21 protein-coding genes are annotated in these 17296 nt (G+C 47.4%); 11 read left to right on the top strand and 10 right to left on the bottom strand.

Going from position 1 to position 17296, the window contains the following annotated elements; translation table 11 throughout:
* Positions 1-21: 21 nt before the first annotated feature.
* Positions 22-1593, top strand: a complete 1572-nt coding sequence (locus HP570_RS01605) for an ABC-F family ATP-binding cassette domain-containing protein (protein ID WP_064202620.1) — start codon at positions 22-24, stop codon at positions 1591-1593.
* A gap of 43 nt (positions 1594-1636) precedes the next feature.
* Here the strand turns inward: HP570_RS01605 and HP570_RS01600 are convergent, their stop codons facing one another.
* Together HP570_RS01600 and HP570_RS01595 are read right to left on the bottom strand one after the other, a co-directional pair.
* Positions 1637-2152: a DUF6886 family protein gene (locus HP570_RS01600; RefSeq protein WP_173624712.1), complete on the bottom strand. Its 516-nt coding sequence runs from the start codon at positions 2150-2152 to the stop codon at positions 1637-1639.
* A 37-nt stretch (positions 2153-2189) separates the two neighbouring features.
* A complete protein-coding gene (locus HP570_RS01595; protein WP_173624711.1) occupies positions 2190-3260 on the bottom strand; it encodes a phosphodiester glycosidase family protein in 1071 nt (356 codons plus the stop codon).
* Positions 3261-3394: 134 nt separating this feature from the next.
* Here HP570_RS01595 and HP570_RS01590 point away from each other — a divergent pair, with 134 nt between their 5' ends.
* From HP570_RS01590 to HP570_RS01580, 3 genes are all read left to right on the top strand, one after another.
* On the top strand, positions 3395-3538 hold the full coding sequence (locus HP570_RS01590; RefSeq protein WP_015891577.1) for a hypothetical protein: 144 nt from the start codon (positions 3395-3397) through the stop codon (positions 3536-3538).
* A gap of 150 nt (positions 3539-3688) precedes the next feature.
* Complete coding sequence (locus HP570_RS01585) at positions 3689-4933, top strand: DEAD/DEAH box helicase (RefSeq protein WP_173624710.1); 1245 nt, start codon at positions 3689-3691, stop codon at positions 4931-4933.
* Positions 4934-4969: 36 nt separating this feature from the next.
* Entirely contained in the window at positions 4970-5125 is a 156-nt protein-coding gene (locus HP570_RS01580; RefSeq protein ID WP_007718860.1) for a hypothetical protein, read from the top strand.
* A 33-nt stretch (positions 5126-5158) separates the two neighbouring features.
* Here the strand turns inward: HP570_RS01580 and HP570_RS01575 are convergent, their stop codons facing one another.
* Positions 5159-6001 carry a serine/threonine protein kinase gene (locus HP570_RS01575; protein WP_087349046.1) on the bottom strand — a complete coding sequence of 281 codons (843 nt, stop codon included), beginning with the start codon at positions 5999-6001 and terminating at the stop codon, positions 5159-5161.
* A 110-nt stretch (positions 6002-6111) separates the two neighbouring features.
* Here HP570_RS01575 and HP570_RS01570 point away from each other — a divergent pair, with 110 nt between their 5' ends.
* The 3 genes from HP570_RS01570 (at position 6112) to HP570_RS01560 (ending at position 8832) form a co-directional block, all read left to right on the top strand.
* Positions 6112-7227 carry a DUF3900 domain-containing protein gene (locus tag HP570_RS01570; protein WP_173624709.1) on the top strand — a complete coding sequence of 372 codons (1116 nt, stop codon included), beginning with the start codon at positions 6112-6114 and terminating at the stop codon, positions 7225-7227.
* 15 nt (positions 7228-7242) lie between these two features.
* Positions 7243-7839: a DUF1444 family protein gene (locus HP570_RS01565; protein WP_173624708.1), complete on the top strand. Its 597-nt coding sequence runs from the start codon at positions 7243-7245 to the stop codon at positions 7837-7839.
* A 63-nt stretch (positions 7840-7902) separates the two neighbouring features.
* Positions 7903-8832, top strand: coding sequence for an apurinic/apyrimidinic endonuclease family protein (locus HP570_RS01560; RefSeq protein WP_173624707.1), 930 nt, complete (start codon positions 7903-7905; stop codon positions 8830-8832).
* On the opposite strand, the gene HP570_RS01555 is transcribed toward HP570_RS01560, so the two are convergent.
* From HP570_RS01555 to HP570_RS01545, 3 genes are all read right to left on the bottom strand, one after another.
* Positions 8799-9743, bottom strand: a complete 945-nt coding sequence (locus HP570_RS01555) for a hypothetical protein (RefSeq protein WP_173624706.1) — start codon at positions 9741-9743, stop codon at positions 8799-8801. The two genes, HP570_RS01560 and HP570_RS01555, sit on opposite strands and share 34 nt — an antisense overlap.
* 21 nt (positions 9744-9764) lie before the next feature.
* Complete coding sequence (locus HP570_RS01550; protein ID WP_173624705.1) at positions 9765-10820, bottom strand: DUF2515 family protein; 1056 nt, start codon at positions 10818-10820, stop codon at positions 9765-9767.
* Between the two features lie 65 nt (positions 10821-10885).
* Complete coding sequence (locus HP570_RS01545; protein WP_016743472.1) at positions 10886-11026, bottom strand: hypothetical protein; 141 nt, start codon at positions 11024-11026, stop codon at positions 10886-10888.
* A gap of 101 nt (positions 11027-11127) precedes the next feature.
* Here HP570_RS01545 and HP570_RS01540 point away from each other — a divergent pair, with 101 nt between their 5' ends.
* Positions 11128-11436 (top strand): iron-sulfur cluster biosynthesis family protein, encoded by a 309-nt coding sequence (locus tag HP570_RS01540; RefSeq protein ID WP_253721054.1) that lies wholly within the window; start codon positions 11128-11130, stop codon positions 11434-11436.
* Here the strand turns inward: HP570_RS01540 and HP570_RS01535 are convergent, their stop codons facing one another.
* The 4 genes from HP570_RS01535 to HP570_RS01520 form a co-directional block, all read right to left on the bottom strand.
* Positions 11437-11886 (bottom strand): DUF441 domain-containing protein, encoded by a 450-nt coding sequence (locus tag HP570_RS01535; RefSeq protein WP_016743474.1) that lies wholly within the window; start codon positions 11884-11886, stop codon positions 11437-11439.
* A gap of 113 nt (positions 11887-11999) precedes the next feature.
* Positions 12000-12311, bottom strand: coding sequence for a YfhH family protein (locus HP570_RS01530; protein WP_015891565.1), 312 nt, complete (start codon positions 12309-12311; stop codon positions 12000-12002).
* A gap of 381 nt (positions 12312-12692) precedes the next feature.
* Positions 12693-13316, bottom strand: a complete 624-nt coding sequence (locus HP570_RS01525; protein WP_173624704.1) for a cell wall hydrolase — start codon at positions 13314-13316, stop codon at positions 12693-12695.
* 227 nt (positions 13317-13543) lie between these two features.
* Entirely contained in the window at positions 13544-14239 is a 696-nt protein-coding gene (locus HP570_RS01520) for a peptidylprolyl isomerase (protein ID WP_015891563.1), read from the bottom strand.
* Between the two features lie 126 nt (positions 14240-14365).
* On the opposite strand from HP570_RS01520, the gene HP570_RS01515 reads away from it, so the two are divergent.
* The 3 genes from HP570_RS01515 (at position 14366) to HP570_RS01505 (ending at position 17288) form a co-directional block, all read left to right on the top strand.
* On the top strand, positions 14366-15523 hold the full coding sequence (locus tag HP570_RS01515; RefSeq protein WP_173624703.1) for a trans-sulfuration enzyme family protein: 1158 nt from the start codon (positions 14366-14368) through the stop codon (positions 15521-15523).
* A gap of 137 nt (positions 15524-15660) precedes the next feature.
* Positions 15661-16215, top strand: coding sequence for an RNA polymerase sigma factor (locus HP570_RS01510; RefSeq protein WP_015891561.1), 555 nt, complete (start codon positions 15661-15663; stop codon positions 16213-16215).
* Positions 16212-17288 (top strand): TolB family protein, encoded by a 1077-nt coding sequence (locus HP570_RS01505; protein WP_173624702.1) that lies wholly within the window; start codon positions 16212-16214, stop codon positions 17286-17288. Before HP570_RS01510 ends, HP570_RS01505 begins: the two co-directional genes overlap by 4 nt.
* Positions 17289-17296: the final 8 nt, after the last annotated feature.

The raw sequence follows: 17296 nt of genomic DNA, 5'->3' as shown, positions 1-17296 counted from the left end.
GATCAGGAGGAAGAATAGAGCATGAGTGTTTTGATCGTAGAGAATTTGTCCCATGGTTTTGGGGACCGTGTTTTGTTTCGCGATGTATCTTTCCGTTTGCAACCAAATGACCGTGTAGGACTCGTAGGCGCAAATGGTACCGGAAAATCAACAATGATGGGAATTTTGACAGGCCAAAACTTGCCTGATAACGGTCGTATTGAATGGATGCCCAAAATCGAATACGGATATTTGGATCAGCATACCAAGCTGCAAGCTGGTAAAACGATTCGTGATGTACTCAAGGATGCCTTCCTGCCGTTGTTGGAGCAAGAGGCTGAACTGATGACGATTGGGGAAAAGATGGCTGAGGCATCTCCAGAGGAACTGGAAGAATTGCTGGAGCGCATGGGCGAAATTCAAGACAAGCTGGAAACGAGCGGCTTTTATTTGATCGATGCAAAAGTAGATGAAATCGCCAACGCTTTGGGTTTGAGTGCAATCGGTTTGGAGCGCGATGTTGCATCTCTCTCCGGTGGTCAGCGCACCAAGGTTCTTTTGGCAAAATTGCTGCTGGAACAACCAACTGTTCTGTTGCTGGATGAGCCGACAAACTACTTGGACGAAGAGCATATCGTGTGGTTGAAAAACTACTTGAAGGAATATCCTTACGCTTTCATGCTGATTTCCCATGACACGACCTTCATGAACGAAGTCGTGAATGTGATTTATCATTTGGAATTTACCAAGTTGAATCGTTACACAGGGAACTACGAATCCTTCCTGGCACAGTCTGAGACAAAACGCAGTCAGCACTTTGACGCATTTGAGAAGCAGCAGGAAGAAATTGCTAAAATGGAAGACTTTATTGCGCGCAATAAGGCACGTGCGTCTACTACCGGCCGCGCGAAGAGCCGTCAAAAGCAGCTCGATAAAATGGATCGCATCGACAAGCCGGAGACGGCTGCGAAACCTTCGTTTATCTTTAAAGAATCCCGGGCAAGTAGCCGTTTTGTCATTGAGGCTGAAAACCTGGAGATCGGATATTCGCATGCATTGCTGCCAAAGCTTAGCGTGAAGCTGGAGCGCGGTGAAAAAGTAGCGATTGTTGGCATGAACGGTGTCGGTAAGTCTACTCTGCTGAAAACGTTGCTGGGTGTGATTCCTCCGCTGGGTGGAAAGCTGGAGAAAGGTGATTTCCTCCATCCTGCTTACTTCGAGCAAGAAGTAAAGGCGAAGCCAATTACTGCACTCGATGACGTATGGAATGAATTCCCTTCCATGAATAACCATGAGGTTCGCGGAGCGCTGGCACGTTGTGGCTTGAAAAATGAGCATATCAATCGTAACATGAACGCTCTGTCCGGGGGCGAGCAAGCAAAGGTTCGTCTCTGTAAATTACTGCAGCGCGAAAGCAACTGGCTGGTATTTGACGAGCCGACGAACCACTTGGATGTCGTCGCCAAGGAAGAGCTCAAACGCTCCTTGAAGGAGTTCAAGGGGACTGTCCTTCTCGTATGCCACGAACCTGAATTTTATGAGGATTGGGTTACACAGACGTGGGATGTTGAGAAATGGAGCTTGGAGCAGGCAAAAACACCGATTAAATTGTAAAAGCAAAAACAGGCAGCCACCATCGGGTGAGACTGCCTGTTCTTTATGTGAGCGACGCATTGCGCATACGGATCATGGAAAAGTGCAGACTGCTTTGTAGCAATGAATCCTGGAGCGGCATCAACGAAGGGGTGATGCGCAATTCAATATCCGATCGGCTAAGATAGTGTACAAGATCACCTAATGGCCTTACGTCTAGTGGCGAAACAGTTTCCTCTGACAAATAGTAGCCTGCACCTTCGTCCCAGCTATAAAAAGATTCTGGAGAGAAGGTATATTCATACAGCGTAGTTTGTGTAACCGCGGGATACCATTTGCTTTCGATCGCTATAACCATTTTGGCGCTCGTCAAGCCAAGAAAGCGCTCGACGTCTGCCGGCTCAGAATTTGCTTTTTTGTAAAAGCAAATCCTTGGGCAATCACGCGGTAAATAATACATCGGAGCTCGTTCTGCATCAATCGCCCATACAGCCGGAGCAAGTGTGGGGTGAGAGGGATGTGCGCGAGGCTGAAAAATCGTAATGGCCGGGTCTTCACTATAGTGAAACAATTTGTCCAAGAATTTGAAACCTCCTCAAAATCAACCCCGCCGTTTTCTAAAAAACTGCCCACGCATTTGGCAAATAGCGGCCTCGATGATAGGGAGAAGACGTCTTCGTGATGGCCTCACCATTGTGCAGCATCATGGAGCTGGAACCTCCGTCCATGGCCATTGCCGTAACGACACCTCGCTCAGCCAATAGCTCCGCCATGTCGTTCATGCTCGCCCCGATGGAATGCCCGGGTTGGCGACCGTCAATGACTGCAAATACAATTGTCCCGTCTTCTTTTTGTCCAATCGCGGTACGCGGCTGAATACCCCAGCTCTTGGCAGGCTTTCCTTCAAACATATTATTCCCGTTTACAATTAACTGCGGACGGAAGCTCACAGCGTCACGCACGCCCATCTTCACGAGTTGTTCAGCCGAGTAGCTGCCTGTAATCAGTTTACCGTCATAGGTAAGCCCTAACGCAGTTTCTCCGCTTCTCGGGTTGTAGCCCTGCAAAATCTTTCCTTCGTGGATGACGACGCCGTAAGCTCGTGCTCCTTTGCCGTAGCCGTCTGGGTCGGCGAATCCACTCGCATTGACGATCCCGATGGCTCCTGTTTTGTTTACAAACTCATCGAGCAAATCACCACGGTCCTTGCGATTCGTGACGACGAGCCGTACTCTGCTCGGGTCGCTAATGTACATGATTTTTCCTTTAAAGTAATAACTGCCTTTCGAGACGTCAATATCCTCGACCTCGATTAGTTCTTTTGGTTTCTCTGGAAGTGTGACGGTTACCAGATTCGATCTCGGCGGAATAGCAGGTCCTGTCGTGGCTGAGCCTGTATCCTCAGAATTGATAACAGTGGGATGTGTAATTTGCTGCTTAAGTTCTTTCAGTTTTTCATCGGGTAAAAATGTATAAGGAGCCCAGTAATCGTGCTGGGTTGTCAGCAAAGTACCTGCCGCCCACTCGCGTAATTCTACGCCGTTTTTCGTTCCAAATAAAAAAATAATTCCCAGTAGAGCCAAGGTTGTAAAGGTTAAGGCTATGCCAAGCATCCATTTCTTAACCCAACGCCATGGTCTTTTGCGGTTGGCTCGCTTGCGTGAGCGAGTCCGAGACAACGTCTCCATTCACTATTCACATCCATCTAACAAATTGTACGAGAGTTATCATTCCTATATGAAGAGACGCATGACCGGGAAAAAGGTTTCAGGAAAATAATATGTGATCAGCCTGGTCAAAATAAGAGTAGGGGGTGATAGGTGTGCGTGACTATGATGCGGAGTTTCAAAAGGAAGTAGAGGAGTACATGGAAAGTCCAAAAGGGACACGTAACCAAACCACCAGCCGGGACCGTCAAGACCAGGGTGAGAAGCAGGAAACCCGTTTCGATTCCAATAACGGGTAGAAGGAAGGTCAGGCGAAGTCCAATGCGGATTTCGCCTGTTTTTTTATCTCGAAAAGGACCTTGACTCACGAGGACTGGCTTACCTCTGTATTCTACCTGCAAAGTGTGGTAAGCTTACCCAATGCACGACTTTATGCCAGGAGGGTTTTTGTGAGCACCACGTTTGCAGATTTACAAATTAGCGCACCGCTGTTGACTATATTGCGAGAGCGAAAAATGGAAACACCGACACCGGTACAGAGTGAAGCCATTCCGTTGATTTTGGCTGGTCGAGATGCCTTGGTTGAGTCACCGACAGGGACAGGCAAGACGTTTGCTTATCTATTGCCGATTTTATCGAAAGTCAATATGGAGCAAAAAGATGTACAGGCCATTGTACTTGCACCGACGCATGAGCTCGTTGTTCAGATTGCACGGGAAGCAGAAAGCCTACTGCCAGGGAAGGACACGGCTGTGATGTCTATTATTGGCGGTGTCGATGTGAAACGCCAAATCGAGAAACTGAAAAAGAAGCCTGTATTGATCGTAGCAACACCAGGAAGACTGTTGGAGCTGATTGAGCAGCGCAAGCTAAAGGTCCATGAAGTGAAGACAGTTGTTGTCGACGAGGCAGACCGTATGCTGGATGCAGGCTTTGGCAAGCCAGTCCAAGAGGTTATGAAAAAAACACTGCGTGATACGCAACGACTGTTATTCTCAGCGACAATCGCAGAGGAAGTCGTACATACGGCTGAGATTTTTACAAAAGACGCTGCCGTTATTCGTGCAGCGGCACCAGAAGGGGCCGCAGGAGTAGCACACATGTATTTGGTCACCGATCCACGCAAAAAGGTGGATACGCTCCGTCGTTTGCTGCGCCTCGTCAATGTTCGCTCCTCCATTGTTTTTGTCAACCAAATCGAAAAAGTGGACGAGATTGTATCGAAGCTCAATTACCACAATTTGCCGTGCAGACTCTTGCACCGTGATGCTACGAAGGAAGAGCGTGCCCGCACCCTGCAACAATTCCGGGACGGAGCATTCCCCGTGTTGATTACGACAGATGTATCGGCACGTGGCATTGATATTCCAGGTGTGGAATGTATTGTGCATTATGATCCTGCATCGGATGCGGATACGTACATTCATCGCAGTGGTCGAACTGGGCGAATGGGGCGTGCCGGACTGGTATTTTCGATCGTTACGCCACAGGAACAGTTCATCATCCAAAAATTTTCCAAGCAAACAGGCTTGCCTATCGCTGAAAAATTCATGACCCACGGAGCGCTGGAAGATCCGCGTCCTGTACGAAAGCCCGCGCCAGCACAAAAGCCAGGAGCTCCAGCTAAAAATGCGAGCCCTGCCAAGCGGAATCAAAATCGTGCACATAAGAAGGGCAGCTTTGGAACAAAGTAGGACAAGAAGCACACAACTTGTCTGCAGGAGGTTTCCATGCGCAAAGATCGGTTATATGAAGAGGATTTGCTGGTAAACGGCACAGTTGGTGGAGAAGTTCTGACGAAACACGAACGACAAGTGCTGCGCCAGGAAGCAGGGGAACTAAAGGAAAAGATGGAACAGGCGAAACAAGAGCCGATTGCCGAATGAAGGACGAAGAAGAGCAGGGAGAATCCGTGAGGTCTACGGATGCCCTGCTCTTTTTTTATGGGAGTGGATCAAATAGCGATCTAGCTCTTCTAGCCAGTCCTGAACGCTCTCATAAGGGGCGTCCATTTGTAACAAACGCCGAATCATCATGCGAATCGGAGGAGATAAAGAAAGCTCCTCTTCCCAGCTTTTTTCTGGTGCATCTGGTTCCGATTCGTATCCGGAATAGAGCAAAAATAAAAAGAAATGTCCCAATGCGTACAAATCACTGGAAGGAGCGACTTCACGCTTCAATTGTTTTTCAGACGGGTAGGCGGACAAGGTATCAGCCGTGTATGTCGGACGATCACCAACGAACCTGGCGAGGCCAAAATCAATCAAGTACGGCTTGTCCCCTTTCCAGATGACGTTGGGAATCCGTACGTCGCGGTGAATCACATTTTGCATATGGAGGTAGGCCACGAGCTCCCCGATTTGGCGGATCCATTCGGCGCATTTTTGCTCATCAGCCACGATGTTTTGATCAAACAACATGTCTTCGAGTGTCGGGCCTGCTAGATAAGTCATGACTATAAACGAGTCTTGCCGGTAAGTAAAGGAATCCAGACAGCGAGGGAATTGCGGATGCGAGAGGGACATCAGCACCTTTTTTTCATACGCCTGCATGGCTTCTCCTTTTGGTGTGTGACGCAGGCTGGGTTTCACTTGCTTCAGCACAACCTGATTACCTGTAGGGTTGTGCGTTGCGAGATATGCGATCCCGTAGCTTCCCATCCCCAGTACTTTTGTTATTTCATAGTGTCCTGCCAGGTGGCCGGGCCGATATGGTTTATCGCGTATTTTTTCATTCCACCATGACTTCATACGAGTCCACATTGTCTGATTTTCCCCTCCTCCCTTCATCTTATCATGATTTGAAAAAGCTGACCTTTTTTTCAATAGGTTTGCTATAATCAGTTCGTTACATGCAGACAGGAGCGAAGGGTATGAATTTTACAATTGATTGGTTATCCTTTTATCTGATGGAACAACCTGAAGAAGAGGATGGCATAAAACAAGTGCGGATGACGCGCTATTTGGGCCATGATGAATATCAGAAAAGCGAACTGAAAGATTTTCTCGATGGGGAATTCGCCCGGATTGCGAAAAGAAAAGTCGAGATGAATCCGAAGACAGAAGGCACGCCGACAAAACTGGGTCAATTTGTGCTGGAGCCTGGACATCCATTGGAGTCGAACCCCAACTATGCCCTCTTGAATCGATTGTTGGCAGCGGAGACACCAGGGGAGAGCAAGGAGCCCTGCCAGGAGTTGATTCAGTCGTATTTGCGAACCTCTCAGGTGAGAGGCGGGGTCATGATTGTGGTCCGGACGAGGCTGGATCTGATTGATGAACGCTATGTCTTTATTTTAAAATGCGATTTCGAACAAAAAACAGCAGTCATCACAGACGAGAAGAGCCTCATATCGAATGTGCGCATGGCGATTAACGCCAAAAACATGAAATCGCTGATGTATCCGTATATGATTGAATCGGGAATGAATGATCCTTATCACGTGAAAATTCATCAGTTCTCCCACGCACGGTATTTCGAGGAGTTTCTGCGTTTTATCGAGTATCCGCAAACGATGACGCAGATCGTCTCTGAAGAAGTCATTTCATTGGCAAGACAGCACATTGAATATACGTATCCCGAAGAGTCGGAAGAACGGGTAAGGGAAGAGGAAGCCATCGAACTCATTGCCGCAAGTCCGAAGCGGGAGCTCGCAGAAAAATGGGAGCATGAGACTGTGATGGAAGCGATGCAAATCATTACAGATCGCCAACCAGAGGTCGAGCTGAAGTTCAAGCTGGATCATATGCAGATCCGCACATTATTGGCCGATTACGGTACCAACCTGCATATCGCGAAAGTAAACGGGCGTTATTTGGTATTGTTAGAAGGCGAGCAGCTACAGTTCGAGCGTGGCATGTCCCCTGTTGAGTTTTTAAAGCCAAAGGCATTGACGGACATCGTGAAAGAAATCGAAGAGCGAAGCCAAAACGTAGCGTATACCCCAATGAGCACGCCAACGGAGGACGACGATAATCCACCTTGGTAATAAACGAGGAAGGGAGTGAGTAAATTGGATCGACAACTGAAAGTAATCGGTCAAGAGCCTAACATTTATCCGGTTTTGCGCCATGCCTCGATGATCAACAAGTACCCGGAGCGTTGGGTTGTGAAGGAACATACAGCAGATACGTACGTCCTGTACGCGCTAGACCAAGGGGAAGGCTACGCATTGATTGAGAAGAGGATGTTACAGGAAGCAGGCTGGACGAGCGAGCAGCTTCATGCATACGCGATGGAAAACTTGCGAAAGCTCCCCTTTTCAGTGAAGTCACAAGAGGTAGGGGGCCAGCACATCCATTTTATTAGTCCGACAGACGGCTACGCGGCAAGCCGAATTTTGCTGGATTCATTTCTGGCGGAGATGGATCAGAAAAAGCAAGGAGACTCGCTTGGTGTCGCCATTCCGCATCAGGATGTGCTGATTGTGGCGGATATGGCAGGAGAAGCTGGAGCCCATCTGTTAGCTCGTCTTACTTATGATTTTGCATCGAAAGGGCAAGTGCCGATTTCTGTCTTGCCTTTTTATTGGGAGGAAGGGGAATTGACCCCATTTCTCGTGGTGACGCACGACTCGGGTACGAAAATTGAAAGAAAGTAGAGCAAGCGCGGGGAGAGACTTCCCGCGTTTTCTATACGGTGGAAAATCGGAGGAAACCCTCGAATGAAAAATTTCATGATTGGTCAATACGGAGGTTTTGATCAGGCAAAATACGCACGAGATTTTAAAGAGGGCTTTTACGGAATAGAGGCATGCTTATTTGAGTCGGAGGAGGATATCCAAATTCTGCAGCGCGAATCACAAGCAAAAGGATTTGCGGTTGGTGTTCATTTTCCCCTGCGTGCAGGTCAATCCGAGCTGCGGGATGCTCTATTCATGGATGCTCATGATCAGACGAGAGCAGAGGCGTTTGAAAGGATAGAGAGGGAACTGGTGTATATGGCATTCCTTTCGCCAACCTATGTCTTATTCCACTATCCGAAGCCTGTCATTTTGGATGATCGCGTCGACTGGAATGTTTGGCGTTTTCATGATTCGCGAGACTTTGTTTGGGAGCAGGTCTACACAGAAGCAGAGTTTCAATCACGTACTGAGCAGGTGTTTGCGTGGTTAGCTGAGAAAGGCAAGGAGTTTCACTTCACACCAGTCCTTGAATTCGATGCACTCAACAAATATGTGTATGAGACAAAATTTTTAGAGGACTTGCTGCAGAAATATCCAACGATCAAGCTCTGTCTCGATACGGGCCGATTGTTCCTGCAAGAAAAAATCGACCCGTGTTTCGATGCGCGCAAGGTCATCCAAACGTATACGAAATATGCGTTTAGCATTCATTTGAAGAGTATGAAGGTGACCGCGAGTGGGGTAGAATTCGTTCACTTTCCCGTTCTCCCTGAATGGAAACCAGAAGAAGGGTGGGCACCGATTGAGGACTACCTGACAATCATCCGGAAGGAAAACCCGCACGTAAAGATCATGTTCGAGCATCGTTCCGACCAAGTTACAGACGAACAGCTCGAGCGTTGCTATCGTTGGGTAAAGGACCTCCTATCTGAACCTCATGAATCCACTTCAAGTAGTAACTCGATATAGCGTCCGGCATCTTGAAGCAGCCAGTACGGGTACCTCGGACCGTGTATGTACAAATCTGTAGCGGTCACGAGCATGGTCCTCACCCGTGTTTTATCACCCATCAACTGCGCGCATACCCCCATCGTCATCCAAGGGTATAAATCACCAGTCTGAAACGTATCAAAGTGCGGGAAAGCGTCTGTGATCCTTTGGTAGAGTAGCGAAGCCGTATTGGCATCTGTCATGCTGTAGACAATGGGAAACGCTTGGGAAGTGACGTCCGGGTACCATTTTCGCCAGCCGGGATACGTACGATCATACATGGCATACGACTTGCGAATCCGACTGTACATTCCACGGATGCCGAGCTCACAGGCCCTCGCACGTGAAGCCGCTTCCTCGGCAGCCTCCACATCTCCGATCAACGAAAATAAATACGAAGCATCTGCCAGTCCTTTGGCCACCTCGCAATTGTCCATCAAATATTTGACCCGATACGAACGCTTCGCCCAGGTCAGACTGTCCTTCTGTTGAAGGCGGGCAACTGCTCGGAGAAGGGACAAGAGTGTAGCGTGGTTGGCATACAGCCAGTCCATATGCCCCGTTGCTCGTATCCATTCTGCTAGCAGGCTAAAATAGGTGGTGTGGTAGCTATCTTCGCTATCATTTGTGCCGGTATCGATTTCTCTGTTCTGTTCAAGACGAAAATCATTGATATAGCCGTCCGCATTCAGGTTTTGCAAATACCAATCGAGATGACCGCGAACAGCCTCTACCTCCTTCATACGGATGAGGGAAACAATTCCGAGATTAGTAAAATACGGATTGATTTGGTCACGTTGGGGGCCAAGGCGAAAGGTACCACTCGGCAATTGGCAGGATAGCAAAAAACCTGTTTGATTCAACGCCATTTCTTGCATCCATTTTTCCATGAGGCTGACCTCCTCTCCAAGCTACGTGATTGCTGAGACGAGTTTGACGCCGTATTCGATCCATTGCAGCGAACGCACATAAGAATCACAGTCGATGGAAGGCAGTGAAGCGGGTTCATTCACGACCTTGTGCCATTTTTCATCTCGAAACCAATCTACCCCATCTGCCGGATCGTGTCCATAATCAGCCCATGCATCTTGAAGACGGGGGCTGTATATCTTCGGGCTTCCTTCTAGCAACTCATGTCCATCCAAGCGTAGTTGGTAAGCATCTTCTTTGGTAGAAGGAGTATGATGAGGGGTGAACAAATGCGGCCAATAATCTGCTCGGGAGCCAGTATGAGGAATACGAGAGCAGTAGGAGACCATTTTTTCGGAGCGGAAAGAATCCCCAAACAATTGCTGATACAACGTTTTTCCGATCTGAATGCGGTTTCTGATGTCGGGAAAATGATGAACATGTAACCCGATCAAACTAAGTCGGCGATCAGTAGAATGCGCTTTATAGGGAATGAGCACTTGATTCATCGAGAGAGCAGATTGAGCAACGAAAGCAAACGAACTGAAAATGCGATTTAGTGTAAACGGCTTCTGTACGACACGTTGTTCGATATATTGCTGTTCATTGACGATGAGAGCATGTGTAAGGCGCGCGCTGTCTTTGGTTGCGAGGAACTCTTGCCAATACGATTGCATAAAGACTGAAACACCAAGTGGTGCCAAAAGCTTTGTTAAATCTGCCCCCGTTCGTTTCATCTCCGCATACAGAAGCAATTGCGGATAGGCATCGTGAAAAATCAGCCAGTTAGATCTTTCCAAAAACCAAAAAAACGGCTCAATTGCTTGTGCGTCCATAATAAGCGGTAGCCATTCTCCTTTTAAATCGGTCATGTTCCACCCGCCATTTCGTGAGACCAGATGGGCCAATAACGCCCAGTGAACCTCTTGATGCTCGAGATAAAAGGCGAGGTATGCTTGTGTGCGGGTGACATTGTTACGATTGGCTTTGGTCGTTGCTTGTCTGATGTGAGCAACCAGGTGTTGCTCGGAAATTTCCGTTACGGTCGTATCTGTCATGTATGGGTAGCTCCTTGTTTTTTCACATGGAAAAAAGCAGGTCCACTGGGCGACCCGCTTTTTATTCAACCAATCATTTCTAGTACGAGAAGCCGAACGAGTAGTTTTTCCTTGGCTTCCTCCCACGTATTCGCAAAAATGACAACGAGCTCCGATTGGAACTCCGTTTCCGCGACAAAAATCCCATCTTGTTCGTAGATGTTCATAGATGATCGTCCTTTCTGCTGCCTTTCAAGCATTGTATGCTATCATGAAAGAGATGATGCATTCAGCATGCTGGAAAATCATGAGAAGGGTGGCATCAAACATGATAGTAAAAGTGACAAAAGAGGCCGAAGAACGTATGGCAAGTACAGATAAGCCCATTCGGATCAACGGTGAGCTAGTCGGTGGCTGCGGGATGAATGTAGAGTATGCGTTGTGGTGGGATAGCCAAGGTCCCGAGGATGAAGTCTACCAGGTCGATTCTTTGACGTTTCTGATAGATCGCGAAACGATCGCCTATATCGGATCTGATCTGCTTACGATTGATTATCGTGCACAGCAAGGCTTCCGCATGGTTACGCCACAACAAATTTTGGCCTACGGTCTTCAGCTAAAAGAGCGCTGGAGTTAATCACTTCGGGAGAAATTGCAAGATAAAGGCGAGAATCCCTGCTGCAATTAAAGGACCGACTGCAACACCTCGGAAAAAAGTGACACCAGCGATTGTACCTAGCAAGAGGCCAGTAACGATCAATGGATTTTGGGACATCAAGACCGTTCCTTTTCCCGCCAGGTAGGCCACAAACATACCGACGGCGACGGCCAGCAGCGAATGCCAATTTGTAAAAATCTCCAAGATAGACGAAGGATTAATTTTGCCGCTTGCCAGCGGAGTCATGATGCCAATCGTCAGTATAATGATCCCGAGCTGTAATCCATGCTGCTCGAGTAGAGGGAAATATCGTTCCAATGACAGGAGCCTCATTAAGAGAAGAATCGCAACGGCAATGGATACGGTTGCGTTGTTACCAATAACACCGAGCGCAAGTAGTACCAAAAGGATGATAGAAATCCAGTCCATATGCGGGTTGGCTCCCTTTCGTTTTTCTTAGTATATCCATCTGCTGCGGCATGTGCCCGGGCAAGAAAAAAGAGATCGGCATGCACAAGTGTGCGAGTGCCGATCTCTTTTTTCTAGTCGAACCATAGCTCCAGCATTCCTACTGGAAAACCTGTCTGCTCGTCCGAATCAGGGAAACGTCCCCAAGCAAAGACGCCGTTGAAATAATCGATTGTAAATGGCTGATCGTAATCAGGCACGCTGTATTTGCTGCCGATTCGGAACTCACTTGTTCCTAAATAGTACGATTTCGCCATAAAGTACTTTTGTGTAATGATCGCAAGCTGTGAGTGATCCCCAAGCTTCTTTTTCTCTTTCGCTTCTACGTGCAGGCGCTCCATTTCCTCCTGGAGCTCTGCGAGTGTCATTTGACTGTACAAACGCAACGAACTGCCCCCTTTCCATACAGGTATATTGTAGCAAAAGACAAGGTGTTATGTCTGTATACGGGTTTGAAAATAAAAAAGGGGCACTCCCAGTTGGGAATGCCTAATTATTGGGGGCGATTGAGAAAAAGAACGACTGATTGTTCTATGACTGGTTTGCTCTCACCCAAAACAGTCAATCAATCAAAGCTATTAGCGTAGGCATACTCAGATTGAATGATCGATCTAAACATGCTTACGTTAAAAAGTCATCCAAAGAAGATAATCGAACTTTTTCTCAATGCGTTGAAAAAGTGCTTACACGTACAACATAGCAAGTAAAAGTAAAACATCAATTAAATAAAAATAAAGTATTATTAAATCTTTTTTGTGAGTAACGCGTTAACGAGCAAAACGATGGTTACCGATCTCAACCGTTACAGGACGTGACCAAATCCACTTGGATTTAGCTGTATCCGGATTAAAGAAGTACAGGGAACCGTTGGTCGGATCCTTTCCATTCATTGCGTCCTGAACCGCTTTTCTCGTACTTTCATTTAATTTATGTGTCAAATTGCCGTCATGGACAGGCGAAAACGCATTGGGAGCATAAATAACCTCCCGTACCGTATTTGGAAAATCATCTGAAGCAACCCGATTCAATACAACGGCAGCAATCGCTACCTGTCCTTCATACGGTTCTCCCCGGCCTTCCGCATACACTAACCGGGCGAGCAGTTCCATATCCCTCTCCGAAACTTTCACTTTTCCATTGCGAACCACTCTGGGGCGACTATCACGACTAACCTGTACAGACTCGCGTTTTACTGCTGTAGCAGATATGGTTGGTTTCTTTTCCTTCTTTGAAACTTGTTCCGATGGCGACGTTGTACTATCGAGAACAGGGAGGATTGGTACCGGTTGTGGTGCCATTGCACTTGTCGGTGTGACAAATAAGCATAACAGCATCAATCCAAAACTGTTCAAAAAGAAGAAAAAGCGCGTTGGCGCTTCTCGTGACAACATGGTGTGAACCACTCCTTTTCGCTTTTTGCGTTTTGATTGCGGAAGCGAATCAGGTCTTTTGCAAGTCTATCGGTCTTGCTGGAGTGGTTCAAGAGGAAAATGGTACCATAGCACTATTTACAAAACAGCATTTAACGTGAAATTGTTTTCATGAACAGATGTTTCCTCGATAAAAAAGCCACTTTCCCGTTGAGAAAGTGGCTTTCGTGTGCAGCTTTAGGCTGCTCTTATTTTTCTGTAATTGCAATGGATTTAATAGTAATCGTTTGCTCTGGAACACTTGGCTCACCCGTTTGTGGGTTTTTCTTTACTTTTGTTCCGGCAATTTTTTGAACAACATCCATGCCACCCGTGACTTTTCCGAAAATCGTGTAGTTCGGAGAGTTGTCCAATCCTGTCACGTCAGGTCCAGAACCAATGAAGAATTGGCTACCATTCGTGTTTTTACCGGAATTCGCCATGGCAACCACACCTGGTTCATATTTATGACCATTTTTCAATTCGTCTTCAAACGTGTAACCTGGACCACCCATGCCAGATCCCAATGGATCGCCTGTTTGAATCATGAAGTCTTTGATGACGCGGTGGAACTTAATGCCGTCATAGAACTTGTCCTTTGCGAGGAAGACAAAGTTGTTGACAGCAATGGGGGCATCTTTTTCAAACAGATCGATCGTAATGTCTCCCATGGAAGTAGATATTTTTGCTTGATAATCTTTTGCTTTGTCAATCTGCATAGCCGGAGCCTTCTCGTATTTCTTCTCTCCGGTTGGACCCGGTGGGTTAGCTGGCTCTTTGGATGCTGGTTTCTCTGCTGGCGTAGTCGGTTGATTAGGAGCGGCTTGATTGCTTCCTGTAGAACAACCCGTAACCAAGGCGATTGCCGTCAGACATGTGAACAGAGTTGTCATCATTTTTCTCATCTTATGCACCTTCCTTTGTATCATATCGTTGGGTGGTTCGGTTTCGAATTATAACACAAATCGTCGAGCATTTGCCAATCCGCTAGTTTCCTTTCCAATCTCACGTGGTATGATTGGGAGAAAAGGGTGATCAATGTGGCAGAGCGATTTGAGACCAAAACGGTACATATCGGACATGACCCTTTGCAGGGAGTAAAGAGCAAAACGACACCGATTTATCAAACCTCTGTTTTTGCCTTCGAAGGCTTAGAAGAAGTAGAACAATACTACGTCGGCGAAGGTGAATACTTGTACACCCGAAATGGAAATCCCAACCAGGCTGAGCTAGCTCATGCAATCGCAGCTTTAGAAGGCGCCGAGGCAGGTGTCAGTGCTGCCTCCGGTATGGGAGCGATCATGGCGGGTTTACTTGCCGTTCTTTCCCCTGGCGATCACGTTCTGGCATCCCATGAAATTTATGGGGGTACCTATGCTCTACTGCATAAGGAGCTGTCGCGGTTTGGAATCGAGCTTGGATGCATTCAGCTTGGGCAAACGACAAAGCTTGCTGATCATGTTCGCCCGACGACGCGGCTGTTTTTCGTGGAGAGCATCACCAATCCGCTGTTGACGGTTGTAGATTTGCCATACTGGATTAAGGAAGCAAAAAGACTTGGCTTAACCGTCATGGTGGATAATACGTTTGCGACCCCGTATTTGGTACAACCCGTTTCATTCGGAGCAGATCTTGTCGTGCACAGTGGAACCAAATACATAGGTGGACATAGCGATGTGACGTCAGGTGTTTTGGTTGGATCACAGGCGATAGTCAAGCGTGCTACCGAGATCGTAGTCAACTACGGTGCGTCCCTCAGTCCTTTTGAGGCTTGGTTGACATCGCGGGGTTTGAAAACACTGGCAGTGAGAATGGAGCGTCAATGCGATAATGCCAGTCAGATTGCTGCGTTTCTTCGTGATCATCCTGCAGTTGCACGGGTGTATTACCCAAGTCCTACGGAGACCTTCTTTTTTTCAAGGCAAAAACAGGGGGCAATGATATCCTTTGCTCTGGCAGACGAGACGAAGATTTACGATTTTTACCGGGCACTTGACTGGATCAAGCTGGCTCCGTCTCTGGCAGGTGTGGAGACGAGTGTATCTCATCCAGTTACGACGTCTCACCGTGCTTTTTCTGAAGAGCAGCGCAAGGAAACGGGAATCACGGTGGGACTGGTACGGTTATCGGTCGGAATTGAGGCTGTTCAAGACATTCAGATAGCATTAGATGCCGCATTAGGGAAATAATTCAAAAAACTTTGCCACATTATGAAACTTTCTTCCTAAGAAATACGTATTACTTAGTTAGAGTAGTCTCAGAATGCAGTGGAGAAAGTCCATTCTGAGAACATGCTTCAGTCTGGAAGAAACCGAGGAAAACGCAAATGGGAATGGCTATGAAGCAACCATCGGGGCCATCATCCGGAGATTATTATGAATCTCGTCCATTTACGGAACTATATGACGAATATTTTGATCGCGTCAACCGGTATTTACGATGCCGGGTTCAAAGTACGTGGGATGCCGATGATTTGACCACCGTGGTCTTTTTAAAAGCGCTAGAAAAATTCGAGCAATATAGCAGAACAAGTCCATTCGCATCGTGGATTTTTCGTATTGCTCACAATACATATGTGGATTTTATGCGGAAAAACAGGGAGTTTCCGGTTGATCAGGAGGATTTTCTAGGAGCAGAGCCGGACGACACATGGCAGCCGGAACGACAGGCGCTGACGAATGAAGAGATTCGTCTGCTTCGTGATCGTCTGGATTTGTTGTCTCAGGATCAACGAGACGTGTTGATGCTCCGGTACTTTGCTGACCTCAAAATCAGTCAGGTAGCTGAGGTGCTCGGCAAAACAGAATCGAGTATCAAAATGATTTCTTATCGCGGATTACAAAAACTTCAGAAGATGTATGAGAGGGGGGACTCCGAATGAGAGAAGAGGAGAAGCACCCCCAGGATAATCAATCGGATGATCAGACCGTAACCCAGCTCCTAGCCCATTTGAAGCAGATGCGTGGATCGGTTCCAGTCAATTATCAGCTGAAATCAGACCTGAAAAAACAATTGCTCCAGAAAATGAGAGATCTCGAAGCCAAACAGACAAAGGCCCCAAATGCCGCTCCTAAAAAGCTTGGGAAGTTGGTTTGGAGCGGAATCGCTGCTGCTGCTCTCATCCTTGCCATAGGTGGATTTGTGTGGTGGAACAATTCCTCTCTTGCCGTTCGAGAGCATGAAGTACTTACGCTGCCAGCACAAGCGGCCGTGGAGCTTGTTGATATTGATAGCAAAGCCACTCAGCTCGCTTATATCCATAACAATACAGAGCTGAAAACCATTCCAATCGACGCGGAACTAAAGCCAGTCACGATCAAATTGCCGCCAACCGAAGGCAAATACACGGGGGTTGCGTGGTCTAATTCCGGGAAGAAAATCGCTGTCGTCGAGCAAGATAAAAAATTATCGCGAATATGGATTGTGGAGATGCCGACAAGCTACAGCATAGGAAGCAGCCGATTGCTGAAGGAAGAAGAAGGGGTCGTGTATTCTTCACCAAGCTGGTCTGAACACGATGATTCGCTTGCCTTTACTCGCTCGAAAAATGGCGTCGATGAAATTTGGGTGAGCAGCACAGTTTCGTTCCAAGAGTGGAAGCTTGTAGAAGGCACTCAGCCTGAATGGTCACCAGATGGAAGCTTGCTTGCCTTCAATAAAGCCGGTGAAGTACAGCTGATGGAAATGCGAACAGGCAAAGTTACCTCGCTTGCAGTGGGACAGTGGGCATCGTGGAGCTCCGATACGAGATTGACCTATACTCACCCCGATGGAACACTGATGGAAGTAAACGTGGGTGTAGAGCCTTTTGTGACACGCGAGCTACCATTGCGAAACCAGTCATCGGAAGAGCTGATCAAAGGAAACTGGGCAAATAATGGTAAGCACTTACTGCTTATCTCACGCCATGATCAACTGCAACAACTGGTTATCTCTTTGGCGTCACGAAAATGAGCGGAGGA

The organism is Brevibacillus sp. RS1.1 (genome assembly GCF_013284365.1).
GTDB lineage: Bacteria > Bacillota > Bacilli > Brevibacillales > Brevibacillaceae > Brevibacillus > Brevibacillus brevis_D.
The sequence above is the reverse complement of the archived record's forward strand: the minus strand, read 5'-3'. Positions and strand labels throughout refer to the sequence as shown.